Here is a 16,560-nt window from a genome sequence, read left to right on the forward strand (position 1 = left end):
GCGCTACATCGCTATCGAGTCCGCGGGACGGAGACGACCGCAAATCAGGAGAATCGTGAATGCCCGGGACCGATATCATGACTCACTCGCCGCTCATCCTGCGGCCGGACCCGGCCCGCACGGTGATCAGGCCCTTCGATCTCGAAGACCCCGCCCCCTTCGCCGTCAAGGATCACAGCCGGGCGCAACGGATCGTTGATCGCATCTTCTCGCTCGAAAAGGACGAGCTCGACTTCGAGCTCGAGCGGGTCGTGAGGTCGCTCAGCGAACGCCACCGCGATGTCGAGGACGTGCTCATGCGCCGTTTCGCCGACGTCCAGGGGCTGACGATCGACCGGGCAGCCGTCAGCCGCGACCATGCGCTGCTGATCGGCGCCTATTTCAGCGAGGAATATTCCTTCGAATCGGCCGCCTTGTTCAATCCGAGCATTGTCCTTCATTCCAACCAGTCGGGCTTGCCGGAGGGGACAATCCGTTTCGCCATGTCGCTGCGCGGGATCGGCGAGGGACATGTTTCCTCAGTGACCTTTCGCCGCGGCACCTGGGCCGCCGACGACCAGATCATCATCGAACCGCCAAGCAACATCGTCGTCTCGCCGCGGATCGAGGCAGTCGAGGGCGAAGGCGACGAGGCTGTCACCCGGATCCACTGCCCGGGCGCAAAGGACGTGTCGGAATCGGTGCTGTTCCCCGTGACGGCGAGCCAGCGCCAGGGGATCGAGGATCTCCGCCTGGTCCGCTTTGTCGAGGATGACGGCAGCATCCACTATCTCGGCACCTACACGGCCTATAGCGGTTCGGTCGCCCGGTCTGAATTGTTGCGCGCCACCGATTTCCGGACCTTCGAAATGCGCCCCCTGCGTGGCTCGGCCGCGGCCGCAAAGGGCATGGCGCTGTTTCCCCGGCGGATCGGCGGGCGCTATGCGATGCTCAGCCGGCAGGACAATGAGAATGTCTGGCTGCTCTTCTCCGACGATCTCTACACCTGGGAGGGCGGCACCAGGATCATCAGGCCCAAATGGTTCTGGGAGTTCGTCCAGATGGGCAATTGCGGATCGCCGATCGAGATCGAGGAGGGCTGGCTTGTCATCACCCACGGTGTCGGCACCGTCCGCAACTATTGCATCGGCGCCTGCCTGCTCGACAAGGACGATCCCTCCAAACTGATCAAGCGGATGATGCTGCCGCTTGTCCATCCGAGCCCGAAGGAACGCGACGGCTATGTGCCCAATGTCGTCTATAGCTGCGGCGCGCTGGTCCATGATCGGCGGCTGTTGCTGCCTTATGGCGTCGCCGACAGCTTCACGACCTTTGCGAGTGTCGCGCTTGACGACCTGCTGGCGGCGATGGCGTGAGAGAATTGGGGCCTGAGAGGCGCCTGCGATGACGATCGAGGCCCTTATTGTCCATTACGGGGTTGCCGCGATCTTCGTCGGCGCCGGCGTCGAAGGCGAGACATCGGTGGTCGCCGGAGGCGTCCTCGCGCACCGCCATTTGCTGCCTCTATGGGCGGCGATAGCGGCGGCATCGACTGGATCGTTCGCCGCCGACCAGCTCTTCTTCGCCGCCGGACGCTATTTCCGCGAGCATCCGCGCGTCCGCAAGGTCGAAAGCAAACCGGCCTTCGCCAAGGCGATCGCGATCTTCGAGCGGCACCCTACCCTGTTCATCATCGGCTTCCGCTTCCTCTACGGCCTGCGCACCGTGAGCCCGATGGCGATCGGCACATCGCATGTGCGGACGCGGACCTTCCTGGCGCTCAACGCGCTTTCAGCCTTTTTCTGGGGAATCCTGTTCACCGGGATCGGCTATGCCTTTGGCGGCGGCATCGAACGGCTGGTCGGCGACTCCGTGTCCCTCGGGCATATTCTGCCGATCGCGACGATCGTCATCGCGCTTCTGTTCGCCGTGGCCCAGACGGTGCGGTGGATCCACCATCGCTATGGCGACACGTGCGTCGCAAGATCGGCGGCAGCGGGGTTGGCCGCCGGGCCGCAGGCAGACGCTTCCTGGGGCAACGGGCATTGAAAAACCCGCCATAACCGACGATGTCCCTGCGACAGGCACAGGCCGCGCGAGGAGCTATTTCGTGCACGGATATCAGGTCATCGAGACAGCAAGCGGCTTCGCCGCGATCGCCTGGAACGCGGCCGGCATTACCAGCTTTCGCCTGCCCGAACGCTCCGCCGCGGCAGCTGAACGCGCCATCCTCAGGCGGCTCCCGGACGCCGTGCCGGGCGAGCCGCCTGAGGACGTTGCCGGCACCATTGACGCCGCACGCCGCTATTTCGACGGCGAGCAGGTCGATTTCTCGGCGGCGCGCCTCGATCTCGGTGCGCAAACGCCCCTTTTCGCGAAGATCTACGAAATCGTCAGGGCGCTCGGCTGGGGCGAGACGACGACCTATGGCGCTGTCGCCAGGGCGCTCGGCGAGGGGCCTGAAGGAGCGCGCGATGTCGGCCAGGCGATGGCGGCCAACCCCATCCCGCTTATCATCCCCTGCCACCGTGTCCTCGCCGCGGGCGGCAGGATCGGCGGCTTCTCCGCCCCGGGAGGCTCGGACTCCAAGGCGAAGATGCTCGCGATCGAGGGGGTCGACCTGACCCCGCCCGCACCGGCTCAGGCCGGGTTCGCCTTTTAGGCGCAGTGCGGTGAATCTGGCGACAAGGCATTCGCCCAACTCCTTCTTCTTCCCCGGAAATCCCGTATCGCCGCTCGTCATCAGCCGGGGGTGACCAGATCGCGCAGATTGACCAGCGGACGGCGGTAGGAGGGATCGTCCTTGCTCCGTGCCGGCGCGCCATTGCCATGAATGTCCGGCACATCGGCGAAAGGGAGCGCCATGGTCGGCACAATGCCCGACCATTCGATCGCATTGGTCCTGAACGCGATGCGCCACTCCCCGTCGCGGCGCTCGAGCCGGTCGATATAGCGGCCGCCCGCGATCCAGTTGCTGTCGTCGCGATTGCGCCCGACGAACAGGTAATAGGTCTCGCTATGCGCCGTATCGCCCTCGATCTCGCAGGTGATGTTGAGCAAATTATGGTGCGTGGCCACCTGCCCCGCCTCGTGCATCGGCGCCGCCCAGTCGAAGCAATCAGGCGGACTCCCGACAAAGGGGCCCGCCGCGATGATGGCGTCCGGATGAAAGGCGGAGAGGAAGATGTCGCGATCGAGGCGGTCCATGCCCCGGCTGAAGCGCGTGAGACAATCGACCACGTCCTGGCGATCGGCCAGGCGCTCGAGGCGGGCAAGGCGCTCGGGGGCCATCGTCATGCCTCCCCTATCGGGCGCCAGATCGGCGATCCGCGCTGGTCGCGCAGACTGGGGATGACCTTCCCGTCCACATCAGTGATGCCATAATCCTGCGCCGCCTCGGCGGTGATGAAGGTGCCTCCCGATCGCTTCATGATCTCGGGATCGGCGGCGAGCGCAGCGATCACCCGGCCGGGATGTTCGGGCGAGCAGCCGATCAGCGGGTTGGTGACGATGCTCGCCTGCATCGCCGGATTGAGCGCGATGTTGCGATTGGCCCGCTCGGTAAAGGTAAGCCCCTGCCACAGCGACAGCGAGGCGACATTGTACGGTTGCAGCTCGACCGCCATGTCGCGCGCCATCCGGTCGACCGCCGATTTGCAGGTGCCGAACACGACCCCATAGGTGTAGGTGACGCCGACATAGCCCGAGATGGCGACGATCAGGCCGGATTTCTGCGGCGCCATGATCTGCGCCGCGTGCCATGCCGCAACGAAGTTGGAACGCACCCCGACCTCGAACATGTCGAGATTGGAGAGCGGCTTCTCCCAAAAGGGTTGCGGCTCGGTCAGGTCCTCGGGCAGCGCGAAGGCGTTGTTGACCAGGATGTCGAGCCACCCCTGCTCGCGCCGCACCTGCTCGAACAACGCGGCGACCTGCGCATCATCGGCATGGTCGACCGCGACGGCGATCCCCTGACCGCCGCGGCTCGTGCATTGCTCGGCTGTCTCCCCGACCGTCCCGGGCAGTGGGTAGCTATCCTGCATCACCGTACGCCCGGTAACGTAAACCGTCGCGCCCTCCGCGGCGAGCGCAAGCGCGATGCCTTTGCCGATCCCGCGACTTGCGCCGGTGACCACCGCAACCTTGCCGCTGAGCGACCCCGTCATCGCCCCTTCCCGAAGAAAGTCTCGCTATGATCCCCGACCGAGCGGCCGGAGAAATGCGGCCCGCTGAAGCCCATGCCCATCACGCCGTGCGACCAGTCGATCGCCGCGCCCCAGTCCTGGAACCAGTCATAGAGCATCATCCGCTCGGCAATGCGCCAGACACCGTCGCGCTTTTCCATCCGGTCGAGGTAGCGGCCACCGATACAGGTGTCGCGCTCCCCTTCGCCCATGTCGACACGGTGGTAGGAGATCACCTGAGTCTCGACCTTCGCGCTGTCGCCGTCGAGATCGATGAAGCTCTGCCCCAGCACATGCTGCGTATTGGTGATCGCGTCGGCGCCGGGCACCACCCAGGCGAGATACGCATCGAAGCTTCCCTTGAAGACGCCATAGTCAGTGATCGAATCCGGCCAGAGGCTGGCGCTGATCGTCACTGCGTCACGGCGATCCTCACCGCGGGCGAGGCGCACGAGGCAGTCGCGGATCCTGTCGCGATCGAGCATCGCTCGCAGATCGTCGGCCGTGGCGTCCATCTCAGCTCTCTCCTGGGTCAGGGGATCGGGTGAGTCCCGATGCGCGCTTCTCGCCGGGACGTTATCGCCCGCCGGCTCGGCATCGCTTGACTAATTCGGACAAATGCGCGCCTTGCGAAAAGCGCAGCCAGTGCCTGGAGATGAATGTGGGGCGCAGTGTCGCACCGGAGCGGATTGCCGAGAGCGCCGATATCTTCGACGTGGTGCATGCCCGCCTGCTGCGCTTCTTTCCCGATCTGGTCGAGGAGCTGGGCGGCGATCCGGCACGGCTTTTTCAGCAGGCCGGGATCGACCCCGGCGCGATTGCCGACGGCAGCGTGAACGCGACCTATCGGCAGATGGTCGGCCTGATCGATCTCGCGGCGACCGAGCTCGAATGCCGCGATTTCGGCATGCGCCTCGCGAAATTGCAGAGCCGCGGCGCGATGTTCGGTCCGCTCGGCCAGGTCATGCGAAACTCGCTGACCTTCGGCGACGCGCTCGATTACGTCAGCAAGCACAGCTATGCGCACAGCCTTGCCGCCAGGATCTGGCTCAAACGGTCGCCCGAGGACGACAGCGTCTTCGTCGGTCATGATATCCTGCTCAGCCAGATGCCGAACCGGAGCCAGGCGATCGAGCAGCTTCTGCTCGACGGCCATCTCGCCGCAATGGAAATGACCGGCGGCCATGGCCGCGTGCGCAGGGTTCATTTCCGCCACCAGCCGGTCTCGCCGCTCAAAACCTATCGCCGCTATTTCGGCTGCGAAATACGCTTCGGCCAGAATGAGGATGGCGTGGTCTATTCGGCGAGAGACCTTGCCTGCCCGATCGTGGCGTCGGATGCCTCGGCCTATCAATCGGCCATCGCCTTTATCGATGCGCACTTCACCCGGCACCGCCCACCGCTTCACGCCGAGGCGCGAGGCCTGGTGATGAGATTCCTGGGAAGCGGCCTGTGCACCAATGAGCGGGTCGCAAGCGAGCTCAACCTGCATGCGCGCACCATGCATCGCCGGCTCAAGGCAGAGGGTACGTCGTTCCAGCGGATCAAGGACGAGGTCCGCGCGGATATCATGCTCTATTATCTCCAGCAGACCGGGCTGGCCTTTGCCGAAATCTCCGAGAGGCTGGGCTTTGCCGAGCAATCGGTGATGACGCGCAGCTGCCATAAATGGTTCGCCGTTTCGCCGACTGATCTGAGAGCGGCTGCGCTTCGCCGCGGCTGACTTTGTCGAAATCGGTCAAGTCCGGCATCGATCCCGGCCGCACACGGGGCGGTGCGGGCAGCGAAGCGTGCGGCGCCGCGCTCGAGGCGCCTGAATGACGATCAACGAGTTCCCTGCCGATATGAGTCAATCGATCGTCCATGGTCCGCCCCTGGCCGAGGAAGCCGGGCTCGGCGACCTGACCCTTCCTGGCTTCCTGCGCGCGGTGACGGCGCGGTTTTCCGATCGGGAGGCTATCGTCCGTCGTCTCGCCGACGACACCGCCGATCGCTGGTCCTATGCCCAGCTATGGGACCGCTCGGTCGAGGTCGCGAAGGCGCTGGTCGCCTGCGGCCTCGGCAAGGGCGAGCGGGTCGGCGTGCTCATGACCAACCGGGCTGAATTCCTTACCGCGGTGTTCGGCACGGCACTGGCCGGGGGCGTCGCTGCGCCGCTCAGCAGCTTTTCCACTGCAAACGAGCTCGAGCATCTCGTGGCAAGCGCCGCCTGCTCGGTGTTGCTGCTTGATCGGCGGGTCCTCAAGAAAGATTTCACGCAGATGCTGTGCGACCTTGATCGGGGCATCGGCTCGGCTCGGCCCGGTGCGTTGGCGTCGATCAAATTCCCCTATCTTCGGCATCTGGCGATGCTCGACAGCGATATGCCGCTGGGCGCCATCGAACGCTGGGAGAGCTTTCTCGCGCGCGGCGCAGCCGTCGATCCGTCGATCGTCGAAGCACGTGCCGCAACCGTGACACCGGCCGATCCCGGCATGCTGTTCTTTTCCTCCGGCTCCACCAACAAGCCCAAGGGAATCCTCAGCGCCCATCGTGGGGTCGCGATCCAGATGTGGCGCATGCGGCGCCAGCAAGGCCTGGAGGACGGCGTCCGCTACTGGACCGCCAACGGTTTTTTCTGGTCGGGCAATTTCGCGATGGTTCTCGGCGCGACGCTCGCGGCCGGGGGCACGCTGGTGCTGCAGCGGACATTCCAGCCTGAAGAAGCGCTGACGCTGATGGAGGCTGAGCGGGTGACCTTCCTGTTCGCCTGGCCGCATCAATGGGAGCAGCTGGTATCGGCAGCGAACTGGCAGAGCACCGACCTCTCGGCGCTCACTCATGTCGATATCGACTCCCCCATCGCGCGCCATCCGACGGTACGCACGACCTGGATCGAGCCTCGCCACGCCTATGGCAATACCGAAACCTTCACCCTCGGCACCGCCTGCCCCGCCGGCACATCGCGCGCAGAAGCCGGCGACAGCCATGGTCCGCCCCTGCCCGGCAACAGCCTGAAGATCGTCGATCCGATGACCGGCGCCATCGTCGCGCGCGGCGAGCGTGGCGAGATCGCGATCAAGGGGCCGACGCTGATGCTTGGCTATCTCGGCATCCCGCTCGACGAAACCCTCGACGATCAGGGCTATTTCCGCACCGGCGACGGCGGCTATCTGGATGCGGCCGGGCGCCTGGTCTGGGAGGGGCGGCTCAATGACATCATCAAGACCGGTGGCGCCAATGTGTCGCCGGTCGAGATCGACAGCGTGATCCAGGCCTGCCCGGGCGTGAAGATCGCGCAGACCGTCGGCATCCCGCACGACACGCTGGGCGAACTCGTCGTGACCTGCATCGTCCCGCATGCCGGAGCCAGCCTCGACGAGGCAATGGTGCGCAGCTTCGCCCGGGAGAAGCTCGCCAGCTACAAGGTCCCGCGTCGCGTCCTGTTCTTCGCTGAAAGCGACCTGCGGCTGACCGGCAGCGCAAAGGTCAAGACCGCCGAGCTGCGCCGGCTGATCGCGGAAAGACTTGACGACAACGGCTAGCGGCTAGGCACCAATGCCGGCCACGAGCCTTTCGCTTTCCTTCCAGAATCGATCGACGATCGCATCGTCGTCGACAAGCGGGTTGGGCACGCGCGGCTTGCGTTGATGCCAGTATCCGCCGCTGCCCTGCCCGCCCTCTTCCGAGGTCGCCAGCCAGACCAATGTGTCGGCACCCTCCTCGGTCGAGAATTTCGGCATGTCCTTCACCCGCTCCCGCGTGGCCGCGGGGGCATAGGAGAAGAAATTCGAATCCACCGCGCCCGGATGAACCGAGTGCGCGACGATGCCGTCGCCTGCCAACCGCTTCGCCAGCGCGCGGGCGAAGAGCACATTGGCCAACTTGCCGGTGCAATAGGCGAGGCCCGGGTTGAAGGCGGTCAGGCTCTCCAGATCGTCGAGGTTGATCATCGGGATCATCTCGCTGGCGTCGGATGCCGTGTTGATGATCCGGACTGAAGCCGGCGGCGATGTGGCTGCGGCAGCCCGCAACAAGGGCAGCAGCGCCCGGGTCAGCACGAAGGGGCCGAGGTGATTGCCGGCGAAATTCGCCTCATGTCCCTCCTCTGTCATCACCTGTCCGCTCGCCATGCCCCCGGCATTGTTGATCAGCACATCAACGCGATCGGTGAGCGCGGCTATGTCGCGCGCGGTCCGCTCGGCCTCGGCGATGAGCGAGAGATCGGCGCGCAGCATGTGGACGTGGCCGCCCGAGGACGCCGACCGGATTTCCGCCTCCGCAGCCGCGATGCGCTCCGCGTCGCGGCCGGTGCCGATCACGCTGAAGCCCTGGCGCGCAAGCGCCTTCGCGACTTCCTTGCCGATGCCCGAGCTGGCCCCGGTCACGACCGCGACGCGCGACTGGTCTGGTGCCATGGCCGCCTCCTCCTTACCGAATGTGCAACGAAGATCGCCCAGGCAGCGGGCGCTGCCTAGGCGATTCTCGTCGATATCCCGGATGATCGTCTCGGCGATCAACGCGATCCGCCTTCAGCGTCCTCAGATGAGCTTTACCATGTCAGCTGAACGCCGCGGTCACCGTCTCGATTGGCAGGAACAGCGTTCGACTGTCGGCAGGATTCGCCCACTTCAGCACAAGCGAGATTGAAGCGCCTCGCCTTCTCGTTCTTCGCCTGCACCAGCGCCGCCTGATGATCACGAAGCCGTCGCGCGGTACTTATTGGCTACGAGCTAGCCACCCATAGCGCTTGTCCAGCTTGGAAAGCTGGCTCGTGAAGCCCTGCTTCTGCATCTCTGTGAACTGTGCATCGTGCATCTGGCTTAGCGTGACCACCATCCGGACGCGCCCGTCAGCCACGGGAAGGAAGTCGACCACCATCGTGCTGTCATAGGGTTCGACGCCCGGCAGGAAATCGATGAGCTGCGTGAGGACCAGCCGCTCATGCGGCCTGAACTCAGTAAAGGAACCCCGGCATGCGTGCGATGCCGGCTGGCCCATATTCTTCATCGCCGCGATCATCGCCGGCGTATCGGCGACCATATCATAATGCAGCGCGCCGCCGGGACGCGCTTCGAGGGTGTGGACATCGGCGCGAAAATCCCGCGGACCCCACCAGGATTCGAATCCCTCTTTCGTCGTCCACAAGTCCCAGAGTTCTTCGACATCGGCCTGATAGACGCGCTCGATGACGATGCTCGATTCGATCTGGCTACTCATTTTCAGCCTTCCCTTCGCGTTTGCGATTTTCCTGGCGCGCCTGAAGCGCTGCGCCGAAGCGGTCCAGCCGCGCTTCCCAGAACGCGCGGTACTTGCCCAGCCACGCGTCGAGCTCGCGGAACGGATCAGGCTGCAGCGAATAGAGCCGCCGCTGCCCGTCCGGCCGCATCGCGACGAACCCGGCCTCATGCAGGATCCGCAGATGACGGGACACGCCCGATTGGTGAATGCCGATCTCGGCGACGAGATCGTTGACCTGCCGCTCGCCCTTGCTGAGCGCGTCGATCACGCGACGGCGGGTTGGATCGGCCAGGGTCTGGAACGGGTCTAAATGCATGATCATGCATATGCATCACTATGCATATAGTGTCAACCGGCGCGGCATCCCGTCCTCGCGATTCAAATCCAGGCGCCACAGGATAAGGTCGCTCCGGATCACCTCATCTGAGTGACCCGGCCTTGTCGCCGCCGCTATCGCCAGGAGCCTCCCTGTTATGGAAAAAACCCTCCCTGTTAATTTCCGGAACAGGGAGAATGCCCTCCCTGTTATTCACCGACAGGCAGGGCATGATATCAAGTCATGCCATTGATATTGAACGATAAAGATGAAGAATGGCCGGGTCGCGGCGAAAATAACAAGATAACAGGGAGGAACAGGGAGAGGCCCGCGGCGGACGGCTGAACCAGGCAGGATGTTCGAAGAGCACGGCAAGATCAGTCACGGCATCTCGGCTTTCATGGGATTCCCGCTTGTGACGGTGCCGGCTGCAATGCCATCGGCGCGCGCGCCCAGCGCGCATTCCGGTCGCTGAACAGGGGGGCCGACGCTACGCCTTGTCGGCGCCGAACCCAGCGGCAAAGGCGATGCGCAGCGCGTCGGACAGGCTGCGCGCCTGCAGTTTGGACATGATATTGGCACGGTGGACTTCGACCGTCCGAGGTGAAATCCCGAGATCATAGGCGATCGTCTTGTTGGGCAGGCCCTCGGCCAGGCCTTCCAGCACTTCGCGCTCACGTCCCGTCAGCGCCCCAATAAGGACCGCAGCGCCCTCCTCTCGGGCGGCGACACTGTCGGCACGTTCGATCCGCTCGAACGCCGCCGCGATCGCGCCCATCAGCACTGCCTTGTCGAACGGCTTTTCGATGAAATCGACGGCACCCGCCTTCATTGCCCGAACGGAAATCGAGACATCGCCATGCCCGGTCAGGACAATGACCGGCATGGTAACGCCACGCTCGATCAGCGCCTGCTGGACCTCGAGTCCGTCCATGTCGGGCATGCGAACATCGAGCAGGATGCAGCCATGCTCGACGTGGCGCACCTCCTTCAGGAAGTCGGTACCGGAATTCCAGGTTTCGACCTTGAAACCGGACGTCTTGAGCATGAAGCTAGCCGACCGCCGGATCGCCTCCTCGTCGTCAATGATATGTATCAGGCGATTATCGGCCATCGTTGCTCCCTTCATCGATCATCATCAGCGTAAAATGGAAGGCGGCGCCACCCCCTTCGCACGGTTCCATCCAGATATGGCCACCATTTGCCTCGACGATGGTACGGCAGATCGACAGGCCCAGGCCAAGGCCCTGGCTCTTCGTGCTGTTGAAGGCGCGAAAGAGATTCTCGGCGATTTCCGCGGCAAGGCCCGGCCCGGTATCAATGACCGAGACCCGTGCGAACCCGGGACTGTCAACCCTGCTGGTGACCCGAAGCCGGCGCACCGTCTGGCCGGCCATCGCTTCGGTCGCGTTGCGCATCAGGTTGATGAGCACCTGCTGCGTCTGGACCTTGTCCACGAGCACGGGGGAAGCATCCGGATCAAGCTCGAACGTTACGTCGACGCCGCTTTCACGTGCGCCGATCAGCCCGAGCTTGGCGGCTTCCTCGATCAGCAACGGCAGATCCTCGACTGATTTCTCGACATCCCCGCGGGCGACGAAGTCGCGCAGCCGCCGGACGATGTTGCCGGCCCGCAGCGCCTCGCTGGCGGTCTCGCGAAGCGCGTCCCTGATCATCGGGAGGTGCTCGGGATCGGGCGTGCCGAGCAGGTCGCTGACCGCCTGGACATAGTTGATGACCGCGGTGATCGGCTGGTTGAGTTCATGAGCGAGGGTCGACGCCATGGTTCCCATCGCGCTGACGCGCGCGACATGGATCAGGTCGGAGCGCAGCTCCTCGATCCGCTCCTCGGCCGCTACCTTCTCCGTAAGGTCGCGCACGAAGCCGGTGAAGATGCGTTGGTCGTTGGCGATCGCCTCGCCGACCGACAGTTCCATGGGGAAGGTGGTCCCGTCGCGCCGCAAGCCCCGGACGACCCGGCCGATCCCGATGATCCGCTTCTCGCCGGTGGCGAGATACCGCTGCAGATAGCTGTCATGCTGCTCGCGGTCGGGAGACGGCATGAGACGGCTGACATTGGTGCCGATCACCTCGGCCTCGGCAAAGCCGAACAGCCGCTCCGCCGCCGCGCTGAACGAGATGATCGAGCCGCGGTCGTCGATCACCACCATCGCATCGGGCACGGTCGAGAGGATCGAGCCGAGATGCGCCGCATTGGCACCGAGCTCGCGCTCGGCGGCGCGCTGATCGGTCATGTCGCGGATCACCTTGCCGAACCCCCGCAGCTTCCCCTCCTCATCGCGTAGCGCGGTGATCGAGATATGAGCGAGGAACTCCGAGCCATCCTTGCGCTTGCGCCATCGCTCTTCCTCGAACTTGCCGAGCCGCTCGGCGCGCGCAAGGTCTTCAAGGGGCTTGCCGGCGGCGCGCGACTGCGGCGAATAGAACATCATGGTGTGCTGGCCGAGCACCTCCTCCTCGGTCCAGCCCTTGAGGCGCTCTGCTCCCTTGTTCCAGATCGTGACCCGCCCGTCGGTATCGAGCATATAGATGGCGTAATCGGTGGCACCGTCGATCAGCAGATTGAGCTCTTCGGCAAGGTCGCGCGCAGTTTCCTTGCCTGGATAGGCATCGCCCTTGCGATCAGGCCGAAGGCCGGCCCGTTCAGCAACGACCATGATCACGATACAGGCGGCGATGAAGACGGCGCTATTCGCAAGGCTCGATTCCGCGAAACGATTGCCGGCCAGGATCGCAACCATGGCGAGCGACAAGGCAGCACCAAGCAGAACGGCGCGGGCGCCGGCGAGCATCGCGATCACGAGAACTGCTACGACGAAGGGAAGATAGGGGTCGACGCCAGGCAGAAAGACATGGAGGCCCGCGCTCAAAAGTGCGGCGATACCGATCGAAGCACCGATCACCCCCCACCATTGGATCGATCCGGCCTTGAGGACCGCCCGCGCGACCGGTATCCAGTTTCCCGATTTACGCTGCATCACTCGGTCCCCGGGTCGCCGTACGGTTCGTCGTGACGGCGCCCTAACCTTGGTGAAGTATCACGTATGGGACTGGCAATATACAAGATTAAAAACAGGCGTGGTTACAAAATTCACGCAGTGAATCCGTCGGCGAGGATAAGGAATCAAGCTTTTCTGCCGTGCTTGTCGCTCGCGCGCGGGAAACTATAGTCGCTATTTGCTCCCGCTCGGCTTCGAGCCCTCATCCGCAGCCGGCACGAGGGAATCCCCCGTGATCACCAGGGTGGTGCCTGGCTCGATCACCGCGGCGACCGACGCCCTGAACGAGTCATCGGCATGGATATCCTGGAGACCCAGCGCGGGTGCTCCCGTCACGTCCTGGCCGGGCAGGGCGACCCGCGACCAGTGAGCACCGTCGGCGCCCGCCGTTTGAAGGACTGACAGAAGCGGCTGGTCGACCTGTCCGTCCACATCGGCGGGGGCGGCGCCGATCTGCCGGCCGTTCCTGAGGACGACCAGCTGATGATCGGCCGTGCTCAGGACGAGAACCATCGGTCCCGAGGGGGAGCGTTCAGGGGCCCAGATATAGGGAGGAGACGTCACCGCCGCAGCCGGCAGTGGATCGATGTCGGGGGAGAGGACGTGCGGCCTGGCGCTTTGCATGACCATCACTGTCATGCCGAGCCTGGTCTCGGCAAACAGAAGCCGGGCGAACTCGAGCGGCAGGCGGATACAACCATGCGACGCTGGATAGCCCGGCAGCGATCCGCCATGAAGCGCCACGCCACCCCAGGTCAGCCGCTGCATGAACGGCATCGGCGCATTGTCGTAGATGCTTGAATAATGCTCGACCTGCTTTTGCAGGATCGGGAAGACGCCCAGCGGGGTGAGATGGCCGCGGCGGCCGGTCGATACGGTCGTGACGCCGATCGGCACGCCGTTCCGATAGAGCACGGCCCGCTGGGTTGTGACGTTCACGACCAGCAGAAGCGGTCCGCTCGGTGCGACCTGCGGCGCCCATAGATATTCGCCGGGCTTCAGGCGCAGGACCGCGTCCAGCACAGTGCCGGCGGTGAGCGCCTGGGTGTCGCCGGCGATCGCCGCGGCATGCGGTTGGGCAATAGCGGCAGCCAGGCACAGGCCGATCAGGAATCTGACAATAACTGGCGCATTCATCCCGTTTCCCCGTTCGACGCCGTCGGTCTAGAGTCGTTTTCAGTAAGACGGCACCAGCCCGCTCCCCCACCCGACCTCCCACAGAATATCCTGGATGGGAGGTCGGGTGGGGGAGCGGGCTGGTGCCGATTCAGCGAAGCTGCAAACGACTCTAGCGTCGCCGGGCGGCTGCTCTATCGGGATGTCTACGTACGTCGGGCAAAGCCTCTCGGGATCGCTTCGTGGCTTCTCCGGGCAAGGCAGGATTTACGCCTCTCGGCCAACCCGACCGCCGCCAGCCCGGAAAGGGCGGAATCCCGCGGTACGCATCGGCGCTTACGGACAACTACGCATTTTCCGCCAGCCCTCTGGAGCCGAAAACAACGGCTCCCAGCGAGGAACCCTTCATGCACGATCAACCGGTTCTTGCCACGATGTCGACGCCACCGAGCCGCGAGGTCATTCATGACCTTCGCAATCTCTTCGGTGTGCTGGCCGCCGCGGGCCGGCTGCTCGAAGACGACCCTTCAGAAGCGCGTCGGGCAAAACTCCTGAGTGCGATTGCGAGCGCCGCCGAGCGCGGTGGTCAGCTCACCACCGATCTGCTGGCGCGCCGCTGGCCCGTGGAGCCAAGCGCGTTCGATGCCTGCGCACGGCTCGCCACGCTCGAGCCGATGATGCAGGCGCTGGCTGGACGGGCCTCCATCCGGATCGATCGCCCGAAAGGCCCCCTGCCCGTCCGCGCCGATACGGCCGGGTTCGATGCCGCGATCCTCGAACTGGTCGCCAACGCCCGCGCGGCACTCTCCGCCTGGAATCACATCACAGTCCGGGTGCATGCGGCAGGCAAGCGCATCTGGCTTACCGTCGCTGACGATGGTGACGGAATGGACGCCGGCACGTTGGCGACCGCGCTGGACGGCCGGGAAACGCAATCGGCAAACGGCACCGGCCTTGGCCGGGTGAGCCGGTTCGCGCGTGAGGCCGATGGCAGCATGCACATTCGCAGCCGCAAGGGCCGGGGTACGGTCGTTTCGCTGAACTTGCCGATGGTCATCAGCGGGGCCGTCGATGAGTCCGTCGCGCCCAAGGCGCGTCATTTCCCCCAAGCCAAGGAGAAAATCCGTGAAAACCGACAGCCAATTGCAGCATGATGTCATGGCCGAGCTGGAATGGGATCCCAGCATCCATCACGCCGATATCGGCGTCTCGGTAACAGGCGGTGTCGTCACCCTGTCCGGTCTGGTGCGCAGCTATGCCGAGAAGCTCGAAGCAGAGAAGGCCGCGTACCGGGTAGCCGGCACCAAGGCGATCGCCGAGGAGCTCAAGGTCCGCTATCCAGCCGATGCCAAGACTGCGGACAGCGAGATCGCCAAGCGCATCGTCGACGTCCTTGCCTGGGACGCGCTGGTTCCCGACGATCGGATCAAGGTCAAGGTCGAACAGGGCTGGGTCACCCTGACCGGCACTGTCGACTGGTATTACCAGAAGGAGGCAGCGCGCCGCGCGGCCGGCCGGATTACCGGCGTCGTCGGCGTCACCAATCTCATCAGCCTGCGCCAGGTGCCGGTGGCGAGCGACGTCAAGGAACGCATCATGGCGGCGATCAAGCGCTCCGCCAGCGACGATGCTGCGTCGGTTACCGTGCTGACCGACGGCGGCAAGGTAACGCTTGGGGGCCGGGTGAAAGCCTGGACCGAACGCCAGATCGCCGAACGCGCGGCCTGGGCGGCGCCCGGCGTGACCAGCATCGTTGACAATATCGTCGTTGCGTAAACCTCCGCATCGGGGGCCAGCGGCCCCCGATGCCTTCGCGCGGCCTTCCCTTCTTCTGCCTTGCGGCGATGGCGCTCAGGAGTGTCGGCGCGCGAGGCTTTGTTCCGCCTGCAGGGCGTGCCGCTCCGCGATGACCTCGCTGCAGGTCTTGCGCGCCTGGGTTTCGACTATCTCTATATCCTCGCGGACGACTTGCGCGCTCATACCGCTGACCACGGCATCGAAATGGACATGGTCGCAGCCGTGGAGCGAAAAGATGGTCGTCAGATAGCTGTCGAAGGCCTGGCGCAGCGCCTCCAATTGGCCCCGCTCGTCGAGCCATGGCCGGGTCGCAGCCGATGAGCTCAGGATGACGAGGTGCTTGCCCTGGAGCAACTCGTGCCGGTCGCCCGTCTTGATCGCGCGCGCGCTGAAACCGGCGCCGAGGACGCGGTCGATATAGCCCTTGATGATTGCGGGCGGCATGCCGAACCAGATCGGATAGACCAGCGTGATGACCTGGCTTGCCCTGATCAGGTCCAGTTCCGCCGCGACATCCGCGGCTGGTGCGAAATCAGCGTCAGGGCGCTCCTCGAACCCCAGCAGCGGATTGAACCCGATGGCATAGAGGTCGCGCAGCGTCGCGCTTTGCCCGCAGGCACGAACCGCGGCACAATAGGCCATGGCCATGCTGTGGTTGAAGCTGCCGGGCGCCGGGTGACCGAGCAGGACGAGATGTCCAATGCCCGCCGGATCGACGCCGCTCGTCACGCTGCGCCGCCGTGAAGCACCATCGCTGTGACAATCTCTGCCAGGATGATGCAGAAGAGCATCGAGCCACCGACCGCGAGCCGCGGCTGGCGGTGTGCGAGCGCGGTCGCGCGGCCGGACATCACAAGAATTTTCGTCGTCATATCGGCCTCCCGTCATTGCGGCCGCCAGCCTATCTTTCTTTAGGGTTCGCCATATG

General features: G+C 64.6%; 18 protein-coding genes. 7 read left to right on the plus strand and 11 right to left on the minus strand.

Annotation, left to right across the window (positions count from 1 at the left end; all coding sequences use genetic code 11):
- Positions 1-59: 59 nt before the first annotated feature.
- The 3 genes from ABD050_RS27105 to ABD050_RS27115 all read left to right on the plus strand — a co-directional run bounded on the left by ABD050_RS27105 (position 60) and on the right by ABD050_RS27115 (position 2,641).
- Entirely contained in the window at positions 60-1,355 is a 1,296-nt protein-coding gene (locus ABD050_RS27105; protein WP_343892696.1) for a glycoside hydrolase family 130 protein, read from the plus strand.
- A gap of 28 nt (positions 1,356-1,383) precedes the next feature.
- Positions 1,384-2,028, plus strand: a complete 645-nt coding sequence (locus ABD050_RS27110) for a DedA family protein (protein WP_343892697.1) — start codon at positions 1,384-1,386, stop codon at positions 2,026-2,028.
- 61 nt (positions 2,029-2,089) lie between these two features.
- The gene (locus ABD050_RS27115; RefSeq protein WP_343892698.1) at positions 2,090-2,641 is read left to right on the plus strand and encodes a methylated-DNA--[protein]-cysteine S-methyltransferase; all 552 of its coding nucleotides are present in this window, start codon (positions 2,090-2,092) and stop codon (positions 2,639-2,641) included.
- A gap of 80 nt (positions 2,642-2,721) precedes the next feature.
- Here ABD050_RS27115 and ABD050_RS27120 read toward each other — a convergent pair whose 3' ends face one another.
- From ABD050_RS27120 to ABD050_RS27130, 3 genes are read right to left on the minus strand one after another with little or no spacing between them, the layout of a single operon-like run.
- On the minus strand, positions 2,722-3,276 hold the full coding sequence (locus ABD050_RS27120; protein WP_343892699.1) for a nuclear transport factor 2 family protein: 555 nt from the start codon (positions 3,274-3,276) through the stop codon (positions 2,722-2,724).
- The gene (locus tag ABD050_RS27125; protein WP_343892700.1) at positions 3,273-4,145 is read right to left on the minus strand and encodes an SDR family NAD(P)-dependent oxidoreductase; all 873 of its coding nucleotides are present in this window, start codon (positions 4,143-4,145) and stop codon (positions 3,273-3,275) included. The genes ABD050_RS27120 and ABD050_RS27125 overlap by 4 nt, the downstream gene beginning before the upstream one ends.
- The gene (locus ABD050_RS27130) at positions 4,142-4,678 is read right to left on the minus strand and encodes a nuclear transport factor 2 family protein (RefSeq protein WP_343892701.1); all 537 of its coding nucleotides are present in this window, start codon (positions 4,676-4,678) and stop codon (positions 4,142-4,144) included. Before ABD050_RS27130 ends, ABD050_RS27125 begins: the two co-directional genes overlap by 4 nt.
- Positions 4,679-4,824: 146 nt before the next feature.
- Between ABD050_RS27130 and ABD050_RS27135 the strand changes: the two genes are divergently transcribed.
- Positions 4,825-5,886, plus strand: coding sequence for an AraC family transcriptional regulator (locus ABD050_RS27135; RefSeq protein WP_343892702.1), 1,062 nt, complete (start codon positions 4,825-4,827; stop codon positions 5,884-5,886).
- A 94-nt stretch (positions 5,887-5,980) separates the two neighbouring features.
- Positions 5,981-7,687 (plus strand): class I adenylate-forming enzyme family protein, encoded by a 1,707-nt coding sequence (locus ABD050_RS27140; RefSeq protein ID WP_343892703.1) that lies wholly within the window; start codon positions 5,981-5,983, stop codon positions 7,685-7,687.
- Positions 7,688-7,690: 3 nt separating this feature from the next.
- On the opposite strand, the gene ABD050_RS27145 is transcribed toward ABD050_RS27140, so the two are convergent.
- From ABD050_RS27145 to ABD050_RS27170, 6 genes are all read right to left on the minus strand, one after another.
- Complete coding sequence (locus ABD050_RS27145; protein WP_343892704.1) at positions 7,691-8,560, minus strand: SDR family NAD(P)-dependent oxidoreductase; 870 nt, start codon at positions 8,558-8,560, stop codon at positions 7,691-7,693.
- A gap of 301 nt (positions 8,561-8,861) precedes the next feature.
- Positions 8,862-9,362, minus strand: coding sequence for an SRPBCC family protein (locus ABD050_RS27150; RefSeq protein ID WP_343892705.1), 501 nt, complete (start codon positions 9,360-9,362; stop codon positions 8,862-8,864).
- A complete protein-coding gene (locus tag ABD050_RS27155) occupies positions 9,355-9,705 on the minus strand; it encodes an ArsR/SmtB family transcription factor (RefSeq protein ID WP_343892706.1) in 351 nt (116 codons plus the stop codon). Before ABD050_RS27155 ends, ABD050_RS27150 begins: the two co-directional genes overlap by 8 nt.
- A gap of 484 nt (positions 9,706-10,189) precedes the next feature.
- On the minus strand, positions 10,190-10,813 hold the full coding sequence (locus tag ABD050_RS27160) for a response regulator transcription factor (protein WP_343892707.1): 624 nt from the start codon (positions 10,811-10,813) through the stop codon (positions 10,190-10,192).
- A complete protein-coding gene (locus tag ABD050_RS27165) occupies positions 10,803-12,698 on the minus strand; it encodes a PAS domain-containing sensor histidine kinase (RefSeq protein ID WP_343892709.1) in 1,896 nt (631 codons plus the stop codon). Before ABD050_RS27165 ends, ABD050_RS27160 begins: the two co-directional genes overlap by 11 nt.
- A 195-nt stretch (positions 12,699-12,893) precedes the next feature.
- Positions 12,894-13,856 (minus strand): L,D-transpeptidase family protein, encoded by a 963-nt coding sequence (locus ABD050_RS27170; RefSeq protein WP_343892710.1) that lies wholly within the window; start codon positions 13,854-13,856, stop codon positions 12,894-12,896.
- Between the two features lie 386 nt (positions 13,857-14,242).
- On the opposite strand from ABD050_RS27170, the gene ABD050_RS27175 reads away from it, so the two are divergent.
- Both ABD050_RS27175 and ABD050_RS27180 read left to right on the plus strand, forming a co-directional pair.
- Entirely contained in the window at positions 14,243-14,989 is a 747-nt protein-coding gene (locus ABD050_RS27175) for a sensor histidine kinase (protein WP_343892711.1), read from the plus strand.
- On the plus strand, positions 14,961-15,611 hold the full coding sequence (locus ABD050_RS27180; RefSeq protein ID WP_343892712.1) for a BON domain-containing protein: 651 nt from the start codon (positions 14,961-14,963) through the stop codon (positions 15,609-15,611). Before ABD050_RS27175 ends, ABD050_RS27180 begins: the two co-directional genes overlap by 29 nt.
- A 75-nt stretch (positions 15,612-15,686) precedes the next feature.
- Here ABD050_RS27180 and ABD050_RS27185 read toward each other — a convergent pair whose 3' ends face one another.
- Complete coding sequence (locus tag ABD050_RS27185) at positions 15,687-16,361, minus strand: NAD(P)H-dependent oxidoreductase (RefSeq protein WP_343892713.1); 675 nt, start codon at positions 16,359-16,361, stop codon at positions 15,687-15,689.
- A complete protein-coding gene (locus ABD050_RS27190) occupies positions 16,358-16,504 on the minus strand; it encodes a hypothetical protein (protein ID WP_343892714.1) in 147 nt (48 codons plus the stop codon). Before ABD050_RS27190 ends, ABD050_RS27185 begins: the two co-directional genes overlap by 4 nt.
- Between the last annotated feature and the right edge of the window lie 56 nt (positions 16,505-16,560).

This window comes from Sphingomonas oligophenolica, assembly GCF_039522915.1.
GTDB lineage: Bacteria > Pseudomonadota > Alphaproteobacteria > Sphingomonadales > Sphingomonadaceae > Sphingomonas > Sphingomonas oligophenolica.

What these genes read in the sequence shown, in the direction of transcription:
- ABD050_RS27130 (WP_343892701.1), bottom strand. Translation starts at nt 4,678, where the DNA reads ATGGACGCCACGGCCGACGATCTGCGAGCGATGCTCGATCGCGACAGG.
- ABD050_RS27140 (WP_343892703.1), top strand. Translation starts at nt 5,981, where the DNA reads ATGACGATCAACGAGTTCCCTGCCGATATGAGTCAATCGATCGTCCAT.
- ABD050_RS27190 (WP_343892714.1), bottom strand. Translation starts at nt 16,504, where the DNA reads ATGACGACGAAAATTCTTGTGATGTCCGGCCGCGCGACCGCGCTCGCA.
- ABD050_RS27125 (WP_343892700.1), bottom strand. Translation starts at nt 4,145, where the DNA reads ATGACGGGGTCGCTCAGCGGCAAGGTTGCGGTGGTCACCGGCGCAAGT.
- ABD050_RS27145 (WP_343892704.1), bottom strand. Translation starts at nt 8,560, where the DNA reads ATGGCACCAGACCAGTCGCGCGTCGCGGTCGTGACCGGGGCCAGCTCG.
- ABD050_RS27170 (WP_343892710.1), bottom strand. Translation starts at nt 13,856, where the DNA reads ATGAATGCGCCAGTTATTGTCAGATTCCTGATCGGCCTGTGCCTGGCT.
- ABD050_RS27110 (WP_343892697.1), top strand. Translation starts at nt 1,384, where the DNA reads ATGACGATCGAGGCCCTTATTGTCCATTACGGGGTTGCCGCGATCTTC.
- ABD050_RS27120 (WP_343892699.1), bottom strand. Translation starts at nt 3,276, where the DNA reads ATGACGATGGCCCCCGAGCGCCTTGCCCGCCTCGAGCGCCTGGCCGAT.
- ABD050_RS27150 (WP_343892705.1), bottom strand. Translation starts at nt 9,362, where the DNA reads ATGAGTAGCCAGATCGAATCGAGCATCGTCATCGAGCGCGTCTATCAG.
- ABD050_RS27105 (WP_343892696.1), top strand. Translation starts at nt 60, where the DNA reads ATGCCCGGGACCGATATCATGACTCACTCGCCGCTCATCCTGCGGCCG.
- ABD050_RS27165 (WP_343892709.1), bottom strand. Translation starts at nt 12,698, where the DNA reads ATGCAGCGTAAATCGGGAAACTGGATACCGGTCGCGCGGGCGGTCCTC.
- ABD050_RS27155 (WP_343892706.1), bottom strand. Translation starts at nt 9,705, where the DNA reads ATGATCATGCATTTAGACCCGTTCCAGACCCTGGCCGATCCAACCCGC.
- ABD050_RS27175 (WP_343892711.1), top strand. Translation starts at nt 14,243, where the DNA reads ATGCACGATCAACCGGTTCTTGCCACGATGTCGACGCCACCGAGCCGC.
- ABD050_RS27160 (WP_343892707.1), bottom strand. Translation starts at nt 10,813, where the DNA reads ATGGCCGATAATCGCCTGATACATATCATTGACGACGAGGAGGCGATC.